16 protein-coding genes are annotated in these 17,254 nt (G+C 61.7%); 6 read left to right on the forward strand and 10 right to left on the reverse strand.

From position 1 onward, the window contains the following. Nucleotides 1–56: 56 nt before the first annotated feature. From P2869_RS25710 to P2869_RS25730, 5 genes are all read left to right on the forward strand, one after another. Nucleotides 57–614, forward strand: coding sequence for a carboxymuconolactone decarboxylase family protein (locus P2869_RS25710; protein WP_277598348.1), 558 nt, complete (start codon nucleotides 57–59; stop codon nucleotides 612–614). 38 nt (nucleotides 615–652) lie between these two features. Continuing rightward, nucleotides 653–1,498 carry a helix-turn-helix transcriptional regulator gene (locus P2869_RS25715; RefSeq protein ID WP_277598349.1) on the forward strand — a complete coding sequence of 282 codons (846 nt, stop codon included), beginning with the start codon at nucleotides 653–655 and terminating at the stop codon, nucleotides 1,496–1,498. A gap of 143 nt (nucleotides 1,499–1,641) precedes the next feature. Beyond that, nucleotides 1,642–3,261 (forward strand): MFS transporter, encoded by a 1,620-nt coding sequence (locus P2869_RS25720; protein ID WP_277598350.1) that lies wholly within the window; start codon nucleotides 1,642–1,644, stop codon nucleotides 3,259–3,261. Then, nucleotides 3,258–4,364 (forward strand): HlyD family secretion protein, encoded by a 1,107-nt coding sequence (locus P2869_RS25725; protein WP_017775513.1) that lies wholly within the window; start codon nucleotides 3,258–3,260, stop codon nucleotides 4,362–4,364. Before P2869_RS25720 ends, P2869_RS25725 begins: the two co-directional genes overlap by 4 nt. Beyond that, on the forward strand, nucleotides 4,361–5,776 hold the full coding sequence (locus P2869_RS25730; protein WP_277598351.1) for an efflux transporter outer membrane subunit: 1,416 nt from the start codon (nucleotides 4,361–4,363) through the stop codon (nucleotides 5,774–5,776). The genes P2869_RS25725 and P2869_RS25730 overlap by 4 nt, the downstream gene beginning before the upstream one ends. A gap of 121 nt (nucleotides 5,777–5,897) precedes the next feature. Here the strand turns inward: P2869_RS25730 and P2869_RS25735 are convergent, their stop codons facing one another. The 4 genes from P2869_RS25735 to P2869_RS25750 all read right to left on the reverse strand — a co-directional run bounded on the left by P2869_RS25735 (nucleotide 5,898) and on the right by P2869_RS25750 (nucleotide 11,534). Further along, nucleotides 5,898–7,772 carry a thiamine pyrophosphate-dependent enzyme gene (locus P2869_RS25735; protein ID WP_277598352.1) on the reverse strand — a complete coding sequence of 625 codons (1,875 nt, stop codon included), beginning with the start codon at nucleotides 7,770–7,772 and terminating at the stop codon, nucleotides 5,898–5,900. Between the two features lie 154 nt (nucleotides 7,773–7,926). Further along, entirely contained in the window at nucleotides 7,927–8,568 is a 642-nt protein-coding gene (locus tag P2869_RS25740) for a response regulator transcription factor (RefSeq protein ID WP_017775510.1), read from the reverse strand. A gap of 1 nt (nucleotide 8,569) precedes the next feature. Further along, a complete protein-coding gene (locus P2869_RS25745; RefSeq protein ID WP_277598353.1) occupies nucleotides 8,570–10,195 on the reverse strand; it encodes a histidine kinase in 1,626 nt (541 codons plus the stop codon). A gap of 76 nt (nucleotides 10,196–10,271) precedes the next feature. Further along, nucleotides 10,272–11,534 (reverse strand): ABC transporter substrate-binding protein, encoded by a 1,263-nt coding sequence (locus tag P2869_RS25750; protein ID WP_277598354.1) that lies wholly within the window; start codon nucleotides 11,532–11,534, stop codon nucleotides 10,272–10,274. Between the two features lie 302 nt (nucleotides 11,535–11,836). Here P2869_RS25750 and P2869_RS25755 point away from each other — a divergent pair, with 302 nt between their 5' ends. Further along, nucleotides 11,837–12,451 carry a helix-turn-helix domain-containing protein gene (locus tag P2869_RS25755; RefSeq protein ID WP_277598355.1) on the forward strand — a complete coding sequence of 205 codons (615 nt, stop codon included), beginning with the start codon at nucleotides 11,837–11,839 and terminating at the stop codon, nucleotides 12,449–12,451. Between the two features lie 31 nt (nucleotides 12,452–12,482). On the opposite strand, the gene P2869_RS25760 is transcribed toward P2869_RS25755, so the two are convergent. The 6 genes from P2869_RS25760 to P2869_RS25785 form a co-directional block, all read right to left on the reverse strand. Then, complete coding sequence (locus P2869_RS25760) at nucleotides 12,483–13,511, reverse strand: hypothetical protein (protein ID WP_277598356.1); 1,029 nt, start codon at nucleotides 13,509–13,511, stop codon at nucleotides 12,483–12,485. 50 nt (nucleotides 13,512–13,561) lie between these two features. After that, nucleotides 13,562–15,298, reverse strand: a complete 1,737-nt coding sequence (locus tag P2869_RS25765) for a LuxR family transcriptional regulator (protein WP_277598357.1) — start codon at nucleotides 15,296–15,298, stop codon at nucleotides 13,562–13,564. 290 nt (nucleotides 15,299–15,588) lie between these two features. Further along, a complete protein-coding gene (locus tag P2869_RS25770; protein WP_017775504.1) occupies nucleotides 15,589–16,173 on the reverse strand; it encodes a hemerythrin domain-containing protein in 585 nt (194 codons plus the stop codon). Next, entirely contained in the window at nucleotides 16,157–16,522 is a 366-nt protein-coding gene (locus P2869_RS25775) for a carboxymuconolactone decarboxylase family protein (RefSeq protein ID WP_051062038.1), read from the reverse strand. The genes P2869_RS25770 and P2869_RS25775 overlap by 17 nt, the downstream gene beginning before the upstream one ends. Nucleotides 16,523–16,623: 101 nt before the next feature. After that, nucleotides 16,624–16,827, reverse strand: a complete 204-nt coding sequence (locus tag P2869_RS25780) for a hypothetical protein (RefSeq protein ID WP_017775502.1) — start codon at nucleotides 16,825–16,827, stop codon at nucleotides 16,624–16,626. A 49-nt stretch (nucleotides 16,828–16,876) separates the two neighbouring features. After that, a complete protein-coding gene (locus P2869_RS25785; protein WP_017775501.1) occupies nucleotides 16,877–17,230 on the reverse strand; it encodes a cupin domain-containing protein in 354 nt (117 codons plus the stop codon). Between the last annotated feature and the right edge of the window lie 24 nt (nucleotides 17,231–17,254).

The following is a 17,254-nucleotide window of genomic DNA, read 5'->3' on the forward strand; positions in this document are numbered from 1 at the left end:
CTACTCTTCGGCTGTCGCGCCTCCATTCCGGTAGCGCTCATCGCCGAGGAAATACCATGTCCAGCTACACCGCTTACACGATCGAAACCGCTCCCCCACAATCGAGGCCCGTGCTCCAGCAATTGCAGGAGGCGTTCGGGCTGATCCCGAACATCGCGGCCACGATGGCCGGGTCGCCGGTGCTGATCAACGGCTTCATGGGCCTGTTCCAGCGCGTCCATGCAAGCAGCCTGACCGAGCCGCAGATTCAGACAGTGTTGCTCACCAATGCCGTCGCGAACGCCAGCGCATGGCCGGTCGCGTTTCACACGGCGCTCGCGTTGAAGCAGGACGTACACCGCGCCGATATCGATGCGATCCGGCACGGTGCCTTGCCGGCCGACGCTGGACTGGCCGCGCTATCGACCCTCGCGCGCACGCTGATAGAAAAACGCGGCCACCTGGCCGAATCTGACCAGCGACACTTTCTGGAAGCAGGGTTCAGCCTCGAGCAGATACTCGAGGTCATTGCGGTGGTGGCCGCATCGACAATCACGAACTACACGAGCAGCGTAACGCACCCTCCGCTCGAAGCGCAGTTCGAGGCGTTCGCCTGGCATGCGCCTGTACCCTGAGCCATCCTTGATCATCCATGTCAATTGGGAGGAGTCTGATGAGCGCCACCCGTCCCGATGCGAAAGCGCTGCCGGGTGATCTCGGCGACCTGCTGCGGTATTGGCGCGACGTGCGTGGCATGAGTCAACTCGATCTGTCGCTCGAGGCAGGCGTCTCGCAGCGTCAGATCAGTTTCATCGAAAGCGGGCGCAGCGTGCCGGGTCGGGACACGCTGCTGACTCTTGCACAGACGCTCGATGTGCCGCTGCGCGAGCGCAATGCCCTGTTGCTCGCTGCTGGCTATGCGCCCGTGTATTCAGAGGCGCCATGGGACGCACAGGAGATGCATAGCGTCATCCGCGCGCTGGAACGGGTCGTTCGTCAGCATGAGCCCTTTCCCGCGATCGTGATGGATCGCCACTGGAACGTTCTGATGACCAACAGCGCGGCGCCGCGCTTCTTCGACTGTTTCATCGACATGGCCTCACGCGAAGGCCCGCGCAACATGCTGCATCTGATCTTCGATCCGCAGGGGATGCGTCCATTCGTGGCCGATTGGGAGACCGTCTCGCGAAGCTTGCTGCAACGCGTGCATAGGGAATCGGTCGGCCACATGGTCGATGCCGGCACCAGGCGTCTGCTCGACGAACTGCTTGCCTATCCAGACGTGCCGCGCGACTGGAAGACGCATCGTGGGCCGTACACCCCACCTACGATGCCCATTATTCCGATTGGCTTCATGAGCGAGGGAGTCGTGCTTCGATACTTCTCGATGGTCACCACCGTTGGCGCCCCGCAGAACGTTGCGGCACAGGAGCTACGCCTGGAATGCATGTTCCCCGCCGATGACGAAACCGAAACACGCCACCGGCAGTTGCTCGCCGTGCATTCCAAACGTCACTGAACCGCAGGCTGATATTGCCGTCGGCATCAACGGTAGTGGCTCCCCCATGATTTCCGGCGCCATCCCCAATCAGGGGGATACAGCGCACCCCAGCGCACAAGGTAGCCTTGCACCTCAAGCAACCGGGGAGTGCAGGGAGTGCAATGAGCGCCTACGTTTACGCCGATTCCGAAAAGCCGACGTCGGCGGGTTCTCCGTACACCCCGCGGATGACGTCGCGGCGCCGGCTGGCCTATGCCGCGATCGGCACGTTCATCGGTTTGATGACGACCTTTCCCAACGCACTCACCAACGTCAATCTCGGGACCATCTCGGGCTCCCTCGGCCTGTATACGGCCGAAGCGAGCTGGCTTCCCGCGCTCTATTTCGGAATGAACGCGAGCGCGAACCTCACGTTGGTCAAGGCGCGCGCGCAATTCGGCATTCCGCTGGTCACACAGGGGTTATTGATCCTCTACGCGCTCGTCGCTGCGCTGCAATTACTGCTGCCCGGCTTTCCCATGGCGGTAGCAGCGCGCATCGCCAACGGCCTCGAAACGGGCGCGCTGACCAGCCTTTCCATCTACTACTTCCTGGTGATCATGTCGGCGAAGCACCGTCCGCTGGCGCTCATCATCGGCATTAGCCTGACGCAGTTCGGCACGCCGCTGGCGCGCCTGATACCGGTGGAGCTATTGAGCACGGGCGGTTGGCAAGGCATGCATTGCATCGAGCTGGCCGTGCCTCTCGCGATACTGGCCGCGATCCTGCTTGCGCCCTTACCGCCCAGTGACCGGGCACGCTCCTTCGAGCCGATCGACTTCGTCAGCATCGCGCTGCTGGTGCCCGGCATCGTGCTCGGCTGCGAAGTGCTGGGCCTCGGACGCTCTGTCTGGTGGCACGACACGCCCTGGCTGGGCCGCATGCTGGCCGGCTGCGTGCTGCTGCTCGCGATCGGCATCGGTATCGAGGCCAACCGTAAGCGGCCCCTGCTCGAACTGAAGTGGCTGTCCACGGTCAATATCGCCCGCTTCGTCGGCATCGCGCTCCTGATGCGACTCGCCCTCGCCGAGCAGACCTTCGGTTCGGTCGGGTTGCTGTCAGCCGCCGGCCTCGACAACGACCAGCTGCACATCCTGTTCGTCCTGGTGGCACTGGCGATGGTGGCCGGTATGGCCGTGAGCGTGCTGACCTTGAGCGAAGCACGGCTGCCTTATCACGTCATGCTGGCGGCACTCTGCATCGCCGCAAGTGCGTTGCTCGACAGCCATGCCAACAACCTGACGAGGCCGGAACAGCTCTACCTCAGCCAGGCGTTGATCGGCTTCGGCACCACGCTCTTCATCGGCCCCGCCATGCTGTATGGATTCATCCAGATGCTGCGCAAAGGTACCGACCACTACATCACGCTGGTCGTCATCTTCAGCATCACGCAGAACGTCGGCGCGCTTGCCGGTTCGGCCATGATGGGCAGCTACCAGATCGAACGCGCCCACGTGCACAGCGACGACCTGGCAACTCAACTGGCGATCGGCGAGCCGGCCGTGAGCAGCCGTCTTTCGGCGGGAGCCGCCGCGGTGGCTCCCGTGGTGAGCGACCCAGCGATGCGCGCTGCCGAAGGCGGCGCCCTGCTGAAACAGTCGATATCCGGCGAGTCGTCCGTACTCGCCTACGACGACGTGTTCCGCCTGCTGGCGTCGCTTGCTGCCGGCACGGCGGGCGCAGTCGCCCTTTCGCTGCTCTTCAATTACCTACGCCCATCCGCCCGACAGGTGCAGCCATGACTTCTCCGCCCACGACGTCCGCCACATGGGCGCCGCCCCGCCGGCGCTTCTGGGTAACGGCATTCGTCGCGGTCATCGCGCTGACCGCCCTGCTCGCCATCGCTCGCGCGTGGGGCTGGTTTTCACTGCACAGCGAAACGACGGAGGACGCCTATGTGCGCGGGCGCACCACGGTCATTGCACCGCAGGTGAGCGGGTATGTCGCGAAGGTAACGGTGCATGACTACGAGCACGTGCAAGCAGGCGAGGTACTGGTTCGCATCGACGACAGCAGCTATCGCGCTCGGGTCGAACAAGCCCGGGCCGCGCTGCAGGCAGCGCAAGACAATCTCGCCAACAACGCCCAGGCGCATGCTTCGAGCGAAGCAGCCTTGAAAAGCCAGGACGCGGGCATACTCAACGCCCAGGCCCAGTTGGCCAAGGCGAAAGCCGACATGGCTCGCATCGCGAAACTGGTCGCCGACGGCTCCGTGTCTTTGCGCGAGCGCGACCAGGCCGTTGCCGCGCTCGCGCTGGGCGAAGCGCAATTACGGCAGACACAGGCCGCGCGAGAACAGGCGCGGCAAGCCATCCTGACGGTCGAAACAGCGCGCCTCAGCCTGCAGGCCGCCATCGCCGAAGCCAGGGCGCAGCTGGATGCCGCCCAGATCGATCTGGGCCACACCGTGATACGCGCGCCGGAGAGCGGACAGTTGGGCGAAATCGCTGTGCGACTGGGCCAGTACGTGACGAACGGCACGCAACTCATGGCGGTGGTGCCGGATGAACGCTGGATCATCGCCAACTACAAGGAGGCGCAAACCGCGCACATGAGGGTGGGCCAGCCGGTGAGCTTTACGGTCGACGCGCTCGACGGCGCGCGGTTGCAGGGGCATGTAGAACAGATCTCGCCAGCGGCGGCCAACGAGTTTTCCGTGCTCAAGCCGGACAATGCGACCGGCAACTTCGTCAAGGTGCCGCAACGCATCGGCGTTCGCATTACCGTCGATCCGCACCAGGATCTCGCAGCGCGGCTGCGTCCCGGAATGTCGGTGGTCACGGACGTCGACACGCGCGCCGCGGCTCGCCGCGACAACTCGACCGATACGCAGCGCCGCTCATGATACGTCGTCGTTTTATCGTATTGATCGGTGCCGCACTGGCCGGTTGCGCGGGTCCGCGCAGGCAGGCGCCGGCCGAATCGGGCGTTCAGGCGCCGCAGGCCTGGCGCGCGCCGACCCACGCGATCACGAACACACTGCAGCGCGACTGGTGGAAGTCGTTCGGCGATGCCACGTTGGACGCCCTCGTCGAGCAAGCGATGTCGCACAACGACGACATTGCTCTGGCCGCGGTCAATGTCGAGGCGGCGCGAGCCCAGCTTGCCTATGCCCAGGCGCAGCGTATGCCGAACGTGCAGCTTGCCGCCGACGGCGGTCGCGAACGCAACGTCAATCCGGGATTCGGCGTGCCCGAGGAACAGGCCGCCGGCGAAGCGCTGGTACAGGCCAGCTACGACCTCGATCTGTTCGGCAGACTCAAGGCCAGCAGCGCGGCCGCGCGCGCCTCGCTCCTCGCCACCGAGGACGCACGCCAGACCGTGCGGCTGGGGGTGGCCGCCACCGTCGCGACCAGCTACTTTACGTTGCTCTCGCTCGACGCCCAACTGGCGATCGTGCGGCAGACCCTTCAGGTGCGGCGCGACGAACTCCATATCGAGCAGCATCGCTTCGATGCCGGCTATTCAACGGCACTCGACCTGACTCGCGCGCAAGCGGAGCTGGAAGCCACCGTGCAACGGGTGCCAGGCCTCGAGCTTGGAATGGCGCGCGCGGAAAACAGCTTGAGCCTATTGCTGGGTCGTGTACCCGGCGCGATCGCGCGTCCGCGCCGCTTCGAGCAACTCACGCTGCCGGAGATTCCGGTCGCGCTGCCGTCGGTCGTGCTGCGCAGCCGCCCTGACATCGCAGCGGCCGAAGCGCGCCTCGCCGCCACTGACCACACACTCGATGCCGCGCGCGCCGCCTTTCTGCCGGATATCCGGTTGTCTGCAATGGGCGGCTTTGTCGGGTCTACGCTGGTCGATGCGAGCCCGGTCAGCGTCTGGTCGATTGGCGGCAGCATTCTCGCGCCGCTCCTCGACGCGGGCCGGCTGCGATCGCAAGAAGACGTCGCCACCGCGCGTCGCGACGAAGCCGCCTTCGCCTATCGGAAGACGGTGATGCAGGCGTTTCGCGAGGTGGAGGACAACCTGGCCGCCACAGCGAAATATCGGGAACAGTACGAATCGCTATCCCGCACGTGCGACATCCTGCAACGTGCTTTCTCCCTTGCCAGCAGCCGATACCGCGAAGGCTATGCCACTTACCTGGACCAGCTGGACGCGCAGCGCAATCTGCTTGCTGCCCAACTGTCACTGGTGCAGTCGCGCCAGGATCGTTTCGATGCTGCGGTCAGCCTGATACAGGCGCTGGGCGGTGGCTGGGCACCCGACACGCAACGTCGGGAGGCGCGAGACGGATCGCGAGACGGATAACCCACGAGCGGGCCCACTGAAACGCGGCGGGGCTTCCTGATGTCAGGAAGCCCCGCTGTTTTACAGACCCCAGATTGCACGGCAGCGTGGGACCGAACATAAGTGCCCAACTGCCCGTTCGTCAGATGAAGTTTTCGGTAATCATCTCCCACACTTCGCCGCCCTTGCCGTGCAGGACCGCCTTGGCCGTATACAACGCCATGCCGATCGCAGGTTCGACGGCGACGAACGGTGGCATCACCAGTTCCATGGCGTTGACCTTGACGTCGAGCAGCGCCGGACCGGGCTGGGCCAACCAGTCGACCACCGCGGCCTCGATGTCTTCTGCCTTGTCGACATGCCGGCCCCACAGTCCCACGGCCTTCGCCACGTTGCCGAAATCCGGATTCTGCAGATGCGTGAAGGTGTTGAGCATGCCTTCGGCCTTCTGCTCGATTTCCACGAAGCCGAGTTTGCCGTTGTTGAATACCACCACCTTGATCGGCAACTGCTCCTGAACGATCGTCAACAGGTCGCCGAGCAGCATGCTGAAACCGCCGTCGCCGCACAGGGCGACGACCTGCCGCGCGGGTTGGCACTTTTGCAGCCCGATGGCGGAGGCCATGCCGCTCGCCATGGTCCCGTGCAAGAGGCTGGTAAAGAAGCGGCGCTTGCCGTTCGCCCGCATATGGCGCAAGGCCCACACGACGGGCGTGCCGTCATCGCAGGCGAAGAGCGTGTCCTCGGCGGCATACGTGTCGATCAGTTCGGTTACGTGAATACCGGACAACCCGCTGTGATATCCCGGCCGGGCATGTTCGCGGGCGGCCTGCTCGCCTTCCTGGTAACGCATCACGAATGTGTCGCGGAACTCGGTGCGCTCGTGCTGTACCAGGCGAGGCAGCAATGCCGCCAGCGTGTCCTTGATGTCGCCCACTACGCCGACCTCTACCGGATGGCGACGGCCGATGTGACTGGAGTCGATATCGATCTGCACGATCCTGGCATTCGACGGGTAGAACTGGCTCCACGCGAAATCGGCACCGAGCAGCAGCAAGGTGTCGCATTCCAGGATCGCCTTGTAGCCCGCTTCGTTGCCGATCAGTCCGGTCATCCCGATGTCGTACGGGTTGTCGGGTTGCAGCGCATCCTTGGCACGCGAGGTGCGGGCAATCGGCGCATTCAGGCGCGATGCCGTCGCCATGATTTCCGCGTGCGCGCCCATGCAGCCTGAGCCGCCGTAGATCGTGATGTTGCCGCCCGTGTTGAGGATGGCGGCAATCCGGTCGAGCTCTTCGTCGTTAGGTCGGATGACCGGCTTGCTCACATGCACGCTAAATGGCAATTCGTCGACGGCGTCTTCGCGCGAGACGTCGGCCGGGACGATCAGCACCGCCACGCCGCGTTGGGTCAACGCGGCCTGACACGCGGCGACGGTCTTGCGACGCGCCTGATCGGACGAATAGACCATGTCGCAATACACGCTGCACTCGCCATAGACTTTCTTGAAATCGACCTCCTGAACCGACTGGAAGCCAAGGTCCTTGCGGATCAGTTGACTGGCGATGAGGATTACCGGGGCCCGGTTGCGATGGCCGTCGTACAAGCCGTTGATGAAGTGCAAACTACCGGGACCGCAACTCCCCGCACACGCGACCAGCCCGCCCGTGAGTTGCGCCTCGGCGGACGCGGCAAACGCGCCCGCTTCTTCGTGGCGCATGGTGATCCATTCGATATTGCTCTCGGTAATCGACTCCGCAATCCGGTTCAGCGTATCGCCAACGATGCCGTAGCAGCGCTCGACGCCGGCAGACTCCAGAACTTCGACAATGACATCCGCTACCTTCTTGCTCATGTTCAGCCTCCGGTTTGTCGGCTTCCCTCCGCGTGAAACATCAAGAAGGCGGAGGTTCGGTTCCTTGCTCGCATGGCGGTGGTGTTCCAGCGCACTACCCAGATGCGTCGCATCCGTCTTACCGTTCAGCGCAGGCAACAGCGCACCGAGCGTGTCCTTCATTCGATGTAGCGTTTTCGAAGTGCGCCGAACCGTTATTCGGCCAGCTACGCCATGCGTCGCCAGCGACGGTGTGCAACGGCCGCAGTATCAGGCAGCAGACACGCGCCAACTATCCCCCGTGTGGGGGGCTGCAAGCTTCGATAACGCGCGTTGTCTATCGCGCGTCGTTCTTGACGATGCCCTCGGCAATCGCGAGACGTACGATGTCGGCGTTGCTGCGCAGCCCGAGCTTTTGCATGAGTCGCGTCTTGTGCGTGCTGATCGTTTTCGCGCTGAGCGAAAAGCGTTCCGCGATCTCGGTGACGGAAGCCCCCGATGCGAGCAACCTGAACACTTCGAATTCACGGTCGCTGAGTGCGGACATCGTCTGCACCTCTGCATCGAGCTTCGCGAACAGAAGTGCTTCCATCAGCGATGGATCGACGAACTTTCCTCCAGACGCCACTTTATGGATAGCCGTGATCAGGACGTCGGGGTCGCCGTCTTTTGTCAGGTAACCATGAGCGCCGACGCGCAGCGCCCGTGTCGCCAACTCGGCTTCCGCATGCATGCTGAGAACCAGGATGCGTGACGCCGGCCGGATCGATGCAATCTGCTTGATCAGATCCACACCATGGACACCTGGCATCGTCATGTCCAGCAGAACGACATCGACAGGATTGGCGCCCAGCCATGCAAGGGCTTCCGCACCGCTGCCTGCTTCTGCGGCCACCACCAGATCGCGGTCCGTCTCGCAAATGCGCCGCAGACCGCGACGCACAATCGCATGATCGTCAACGATAATGAGCCTGACCATTTTAAAAGGCTCCTGAAGGAATAATTAAGCTCACGGTTGTGCCAAAACCGGGTGCGCTTTTGATCGACAGACTCCCGCCACACATGCGCGCGCGTTCCCGCATGCTGAGCAAGCCGTATGACTGAGCTTCCAGAGAGGCATCGACGTCGAATCCACATCCGTCGTCGATGATCGACATGCTCAACGTACCATCCTCGTTTGACCAATACACCCTGACCGACCGTGCATGGGCATGACGAATGACATTGGTCAGCGCGCCCTGTGCCAGCCGGAATATCGCCGTGGCCACCATTTCGTCCAGCAACGGTACTTCACCGCAATGCTGAAATGCACAGGCAATGCGGTTGCGCGTCGTAAAATCGGTCGTCAGCCATTTGAGCGCCGCCACGATTCCGTAGTCCAGAGCGACCGGACGCAGCGCGTTCGAAACGTTTCGCACAGTGGCAATCGTCCCGTCGATCATGTCGAGCATCTCGTCCGCGCTTCGCGTCGCATCGGCAGGCGTAATGCCGGGACGTTTCAGCAGAAAAGCTTCGATCTTGAGCGCCGTGAGTGATTGACCCAATTGGTCGTGAACTTCGAGCGCGATTCGCTTGCGCTCTTCCTCGCGCGCGGATTCGAGGTAAGCCGACACGCCGCTGATCCGGCCACTCAGCGCCAATGCCTCCTCGGTGCGCTCCTCCGCACTCGCACGCAGTCTGGATTGGCGCACGAAATGAAGGGCGACCAGTGCGACCGCGAACACTAAAGCCGCCGTTGCGCCCAGGTTCCATGCGACGTCGCGCCACCATCGCGCCAGCAGATCGTCCCTCGATATCCCGACCATGACAAACACGGGAAAATTGGCCAACCTGCGGTAGCTGTAGAGCCGGTGCACACCGTCCGCTGTCGATTGGACAAGAATGCTGCCGACTGGGCCGTCGGATCGATACGATGCGAACACCTGCCGGTTACCGATTGGACGTCCGCTCAACGCGTTATTCGACGGTCTGGAGAGAAACGTGTAATCGTCTTCGGAGTTGAGAAAGATCCTGTCTTCCTGACCAATCGAAAGCGATCGATAAAATGTCTTGAATAGCTCGATGTCGATGGTCACGAGTGCGACCCTGTGCGAACCCGAGCCCGTGGCCGGGATGCGCCGCATCATGGGAATCACCAGCTTTCCGGTCCATGGGCTCACCATAGGGCGGCGAATGCACGGCTTTTCACATTCGGATCCTGCCGACAGATCCAATGCCGATTTTGGTGGCGTCACATTGTTATAAAGAGCGATCGAATCGCCATCTACTGTAATAGCACCTTTATCGGTGTCGACCACCGCGACAGAATCGATGCCGGGCATACGCCGTTTGATTGCCGAGATGGTGGACTCGAATTCGGGAGCGCCAGCGCTGGTCGGATAACGTGCTGCGTCGGCCACCGACGCAAGAACGAGTTGTGCCTGCAGGAACACGCCGTCAGCGTGTTGCGCAGCAAGCTTCGCCAGTTCCTCTCCGCGGTCGTGCATCGAGCGCAACTCTTCAAGTCGAACCGCCCAGTTGCGCCACCCTTCAATACCGAGCAGGCAAACACAAAAAAGCGCGACGAAAATTACGACCAGGTAACCTTGCGGATAGTTTTTGGACATTTAGTCGCCCGCAAGAAGGGGTCTGCCGGCGATGCGCGATATCGCGTTTCGAGCCGGTGCCGCTGCAAATGCAAGGTCACAGAACATTCTGCAACGCCTTCTGTGTACCCGCGACGTCCAGTTGATGACGCCAGAAGCGCATCAGCACCACGCGTATCGCGTGGCTTTCGTCCGGCGACAGAAACATGTCCGCGTTCGGCACGACATCGTCATGCCTCACCAGCGCCGCGAAGCGCTGCTGACAAACGTTCAACCTGTCGGTATCGACATCCAGACGTGCGGGAATCGAACCCTTCTCACGAGAGAAGTCGATCTGCACCGTTGGATCGGTCGCTACCTCGGCCAGCAGGTTCTGCGCCTTTATCTTTGCCGGCTCATCCGTCTTCGGAAACACCCATACGTCGCCGCCGATCATCGCCGTCTGCTCCGGCCCGGTGCCGATTCCGGGCAGGCATCCAAAGTCTTTTCCGGCAGATAGGCCTTTCGCAATGAACTCGCCTTCAGCCCAGTCCCCCATGAACTGCACAGCCGCGTGATTCGAGATGACCTGTCGCGTTGCATCGCTCCACGTGGACGCTTGCAGTGAAGGTTCGGCGAGGTCTCTGATTTCGCCCAGGTAAGTCAGGACGCGAGTGAGTTCGGGCGAAGCCGCCAGCGCCACGTCATGATCCCGGTATAGCCGCAGGAACCGCGCCTTGCCCGCCACGCCAAGCAGCAAGCTATCGAAGATTATCTTGACTTCCCAGTCTTGCGGGCCTACGGCCACCGGGACGAAACCATGGTCTCGTGCTTTGCGCAAGTCCGCGATCAACTCGTCGATATTGCCAGGCGGGGAATCCACTCCGCTTTTCCTGAAAACCGTCCACGAGAAAAAAATCGCGCTGTAATTGTGGATGCCCAGCGGCACCGCATAGAAGTGTCCGTTGCGCCGGATGATGCTTTGCACGTAGGTGGGAAAAACATTCGCCCAGTTGTTCCTGCTCGACACGGAATCAAGCCGTCGCAATTGTCCATCTTCGACGAGTTGGTCGAATTGCCGGGAGATATTAAATTGCGCAACATCGGGTGAATGGCCGTCGCGCATCGACCGAATGGTCGTTTGCTCGGCGGCGAGCGCGCCGGGTGCAATCTGCACTGTCAGTCGTCCGCCCGCTGCGTTGAAGGCGGCCACGACGTGGCTCAACGCGGCCGACTCGGAGGGCGACGACCACCACGTCAAGAGGTCGAGATGCGATTCGTTGTGCCGGTAGTGCGAGACGGTATACCCCACCGCGACACCAAGAACGACCAGTGCCGCGACTACACCCGCTGCTGCACGTCGAGTACACAGGCGCTTCATGTCATCTCACACGCCGTTCGGAGATCTGGGGCTTCGACGTCGACGCGGGCATCGTCGCACTGTGCGAGGCGGCGCTCCGACCACTGAGACTGGCGCGGACCGTTTGCCTGGGTAGGAATCGCCCTACCCCATATTTAAGGGAATTTTCCACGGCTGACAGGCAGGTTGCTGATAGGCAGATCGCAGCAGTGAAACTAATATTTTTTTCCATGATTAGGGAATTCACAACGCACCTGGATGGTGCCTGCGAGCTTGCATTAAGCACGTCGATCACCGAGTCAAGAGCTTACACGGAGCGTCGAATGATCTCTTTTCCTCCTTTCCAGCTGGACTCCGACAACAAATGCCTCTGGAAGTCCACCGCGACGGGCACCATGCACAGACTGACATTGGCTCCGCGAGCCTTCGGCATGCTCGAATTCCTGATACAGAATGCCGGGCGGCTGGTGACTCACGAAGGCCTGTTGACTGCATTGTGGCCCAATCAGTGGGTGCAGCCAGAAGTCATCAAAACGCACGTCAGGTCGATTCGCTCCGTTCTGGAAGACGATGCGAGGCAACCCAGGTTCATCGAGACGCATCGTAGCCGAGGGTATCGGTTCATTGCCGATATCGTATCGAGCGGGCCGGATCGACTTGTCGCGCCGGCACGGGCCGACACCGTCGTTATGTCAACGTCCGGCGCGCATGTTCCAGGCCGTCTGACGCTGCGGGAAATCGCCGCGCTGCTGGAACAGATTCCGGATGAGCAGCCTGACGCGTGGGCGAGGGAGGATACGTATAGGGCCCACTCTTTGACGGTAGACGGGCTCCCGCCGTGCGCACACAACTTCCAGGCTGCTCGCCTGACGGTGATTGTGACGTATCTGCGAGACGACGCCGATAGGGTCGTGCGCCCCGCAAGCGTACTTCATTAAGACCTTCGCACCCGGTCTCTCCAGACACGGCTCACGAGCGGCCCTGCCATCGTCTCGCACTCTCGCCATATACCCGTCTGCGCACGCGATTCAGGTTGCCCAATGGACGAAACGACGCTGGCGCATTCCAGGGATTGAAGGCCATATCAGCGACGGCTTGTGCCTGACGTCTGCCCTCCTCACTGTCGAGCGACCGGCGCGATATCGTCAACGTGGCGATATCGATCGGTGCAGAGTCAGCCTCCTGCCACGGTACGGCGGCATCCTCGATGGGCGTACGTACTTCGTCAACGAACCGCTGCAGCGCGAGACGAAATACCACATCGCCCTTGCTCAACCGTTGCGCAAGTTCATCACGCAGCGCATTCTCGCCGTCGAATTTTTTCGCGAGCGCCGAAGCGCCGTGTGCTGGACACAATTCGAAGCGCACCGGCACAGAACCCCAAAGTATTGCTCCCCGACTCCAGAAGCGCTCCAGGGCGAGACTTTCAGGAATTCGGGCGCCGTGTCGCACATTGTCCAGCATGCGTCGGGCCTCGCTCTCGCCGAACCTCCGCACGAGGCGCTCTGCAAACGTATCGCGCGGCCCCTGGGCAAGCACGGCGAAGTCGACAAATTGCTTCGCGTTTCGCGCGTGCGAAACGGGATAGTTTGTCATGAGAAGATCGTGCACGTGTTGCGATTCGGGCTCGCCCTGCTGCGGCTGCGACGCTCGAGAGTCGGGCCAGATTTTAATTGCGGCGCCACGCATGTCCGGACTGTTGTCAGGTTGTGCGAACGGACTCGCATTCGAAAACCGGACGGCCGCGCGCAACGTTGCACCCGGACCGAAGTGTCCCACCCGGAATTCCTCGGGCAACGCCGCGTCGACTGTCAACACCGCGTCCGTCACACCTGCGATCATCTTGGCGTGTAGCGTACGGTCCGCGTGCTCGCGCCCGGATGCTTTCCGGTTGGCTTCCTGGATATCGAGCATCTGCCCGGCCAATTGAAGAAATATGGCCTCTTCCGCCTCCGGCGATCCACCGTCATAAGTTTCTTGCCAATTTGCGATGTCCATACTTCTTTCCTTTACATGATTTAATTTCGAGTCTGGCCGTATCACGCGCATCACAGGCTGCCGACGTGCGCTCTGGTAACACGGTCCGCAGCCTCTTTCTCCGAAAACCGTGGCAGCTCGAGTCGAGCAGCCACAGTCACCGCCTCCGCGCGGTTTTTCACTGAGAGCTTCGTATATAGATGCTTCGCATGGGACTTGACGGTTTCAGGCGCGATGCGTAAATGGATCGCAATCTGTTTATTCGTCATCCCTTGCCCCATAAGTCCAACGATCACACGTTCGCGGTTGCTGAGACCCGTAGTCGCGCTCAATCCCCGGTGAGCGTTCGAATTCGCGTCTACGCCTCCGCACGGTTGCGACAGGTGCCTCGCGCGCTTGCGTCGCGCATCGATCAGGCTTGCGTAGGCACGCAGGCTGTGAGCATCGGTTAGCGGCAGCGGCATCTCCCCTCGTCCGAGCTTCTCGATCAGTTCACCTACGCTATCCCCGCAGTCCACGAACGTTTGCAGCAGCCCTGCTGCAACGGCGTAGAGCATGAGCGTAGCGAGCAATTCGAAAGCCTCGTCTTGCCGCTGCTGCTGCAATTGCATTTCCACCAGTAGAAGCGCGACCTCGACCGCACTGATGTAATCGTGCCGCGATACGCAATCGCGGTAGACATTCTGAAGCTGCTGAACACCGAACGTGCCACTCGGCCGCGCAAGCGCCAGACGCGCCTGAGTGATTGCAAGGTAACGTGCCATTTCGAAGCTCGGCATACCACCCTGCGGCACACATGCTGCGATCTGCGCCTCCAGCCGTCGCGCGCAACCCGTTGCTTCGGCAGCTGACCCCATCCCGAGATGGATTGCCACCTGTTGTGCAAGGCTAGCGGCGCGCAGGCGCGGCCAGCGGGATTTGATCGCAAGTTCCTCGGCTTCAATGAGCAAGGCTAGTGCATGGCCTGTTTGTCCGCGCGCCGCAGCGATGCGCGCGAGGAGGCTGTAGCAACGGAGCACACCCTCGACCATGCCTGCGCGGCGCAGATGAGGCAGGCGAGGCGCGATCAGTGCATGGGCTTCCTCCAGGCGCCCCCGCTCAAAGAGCACCTGTCCGATTATGCTCGCCGGCAACACATCGATTGACGGCGATACGTCACCGATGTATTGCGCCATGTTGAGGGCATGCTCGGCCAATGCCTGGGCTGAATTCAGATGCAATTGCCGCAGCTCGGTCATTGCGTCGACTGAACAATCGAATACCGCGGTCGCTGCGCGCAACCGGTCGGGGTACTCGCCAGTCTCACCGGATGTCGGTGCCTCTAGCTGCGTCATATCGCCGAGGTGCCAGTACACGTATCGACACACGGATCGCGCGACGTGCGCTGCCGGCGAATGAACGTGGAGCCGCAACGCAGACAGGGCGGCAGCAAGCGCCGCGGTCACATCGTCCTGCAGTACAAGTGACGCGGCGCGCATGGCCGCAACCTCGCTGAACAGCGCCAGCACGTCTTGCCCCGGTACCAGCGCAATCTGTCGTTCAACACGCTGCAGAACTACGAGGGCTTCCGCGGCATCCAGCCGAACCAGCATATGCCGCGCACGGGCCAGTTCCAGTCGGATCCTCGCTGCACTTGCCGTTGACTGGTTCCGCGCAGGCGGTACAAACGGCAGATGGCCATCAACGCCCAATGGAAAGGTACGGCTGAGTGCAGGCCCACAGGCCATTTGCATGCCGACCCATGCCGCACGGGCAGGGCATGCATCCGTATCTAATGCCTGCGTACAGCCGACACTTGCTTCGTTCATGCACCGCTCCGGCCGATGGATCGTCGCAGGGTTACGACGATTTGATGGCTTTACAGCCTAGCCATGCCCCGACGAAGAAGCGTGATGACCTCGTTTTTGTTTGGTAAAGGATCCGTTGTTCGGAAGGGTGGCCGCTGTAACCGTTGCGAGCGGACTAATCAGCGTATCCGGCCTCGTTCACTGCTCGCGTGCAATTTGCGAAGAAGCGTGGAATGTGCCACCGCCGCGCATCCCGAAGTTCGCTACGAAATCCATGACAGTTTATTTCTGCGTCGGCGAGTCGCCGTGTGTCAGTCGCGAGAAAGATCGATGCCCTCGCAGCCGCATGCCGCCTCGGTGGCGATGATGCGGTGGAGTTGTGCGAACCGCTCCTGCACCGGCTCTTGAAAGAGCGGATCCACGGATTGGCCGGGAACCGTCTGCTCGATGAGCGACCAGTCTGCGTCGTCGAGATGGCGCACGGCGACCGGAAACAGCGTCAATTCCTCGAGCGCCATGTTGTGCCGAAGGCGTTCTGCATAAAGGCGAACATGGGACTGCAGCAGCGCGCGCGACATGTTTTCGTCACGAAGCATCGATTCAAGGTCCTGAATCAACTCGTGGCCCAGTCGTGCAAGCGTTGCATGCTGGTTCGACAACTCGCTCCCCAGTTCGATGCCCAACGCTTGCTTCCCGATCAGCCTTTCGATGATGCGGTCTTCCAGCGCATGGTGGTCGACGTCCGGAAACCGCGTCAGATAATAGAGCGCATCCACCAGGAGGGCGGCGTTCGACTCTGCCGCGGATTCGGTGGAAATTGATCTGCTGTCGAGAAGATCGACCAATCGATCGAGCCGTCGGTGTTCCGCGATCAGCCTGTCAACGATGCTCGCCATTTTCAACTCCCTTCCGCTCTGCCTGCTGCCTCATCACGTTGAGCGCGATTGTCGAGTGGGCGTAGGCGGCGCCGGCACGCATCTCGGCGGCCAGCCAGATAGCCTCCATGATCTCGCTTTCGGTGGCGCCGGCCTTCATGGCTTCCCGGGTGTGGCCGCGTATGCAGTACGGGCATTGCGTGACGTGGGCCACGGCTACCGAAATGAGCTGCTTCGTCTTGGCCGATAACGCGCCTTCCGCGAAGACGGCTTCGCTAAATGCCTTGAAAGCGGCCAGCGTCGCGGGCGCGAGTTCTTTGCGCCGCGCGGCGACCTCCGCGTCCGGCAGGGCATACATCGAATCGTCCATCATTCACCTCTCGCGAAAGGAGGACTAACCGGTGCTCGCTGAGCGGTGATGCGAGTCCGTTTGTGTCCAACGTCACAAATGCGAAGTCGGAGCCCCATCGCTCACACGGTCGGGGCGGTTCGCAACCATTTCCTGAAATCCAGATACGCGGCGATGAATTGCTGACGGTACGGTGGGCAATGTGCGAAGTGCCCCTTCGTCAGAACCGCGCGGCGGTAGATCGACATCGTGCGGCGCACCCATTGGACAGCCTCCGGCAATCCGTCGCGGGCGACGAGAAATTCGATACGCGCGTGCTCGTTCATTTCGAACTCCCTTCAAGGCCTGCGGTTACCGGCTGCTCGTAGCCGTTGATTATTTGTCTGTGCGCGCCCCGTGGCCAGGCGGAAGATAGAGCGTCACGAGTAGCGAGGCACTCTCCTCGGCCTCGAGCCAGTGCGGTTCATCACCAGCGAGAAACAACATGTCGCCCGCGCGCATCAGTTTTGTCCCCGACGCCATACCGAACCTGACCGCGCCCTCCAGACACTGCACGATGATCTCGCCAGGTGCGCGATGTTCGGGAATGTGTTTGCCGGCAGGAAGGACCAGGCGGACCACTTCGAGGTGATCCGAACGCATGAGCGTGACGGACGGCGAATTCGACAGCGCCTTATCCAACGGACGGACATCGATCAGTTCACCTTGCGATGCATGTCTCAGTGCCATAGCACTCTCCCCTGCTGCCGGGTA

Source organism: Paraburkholderia sp. SUR17, assembly GCF_029536165.1.
Classification (GTDB): domain Bacteria; phylum Pseudomonadota; class Gammaproteobacteria; order Burkholderiales; family Burkholderiaceae; genus Paraburkholderia; species Paraburkholderia kururiensis.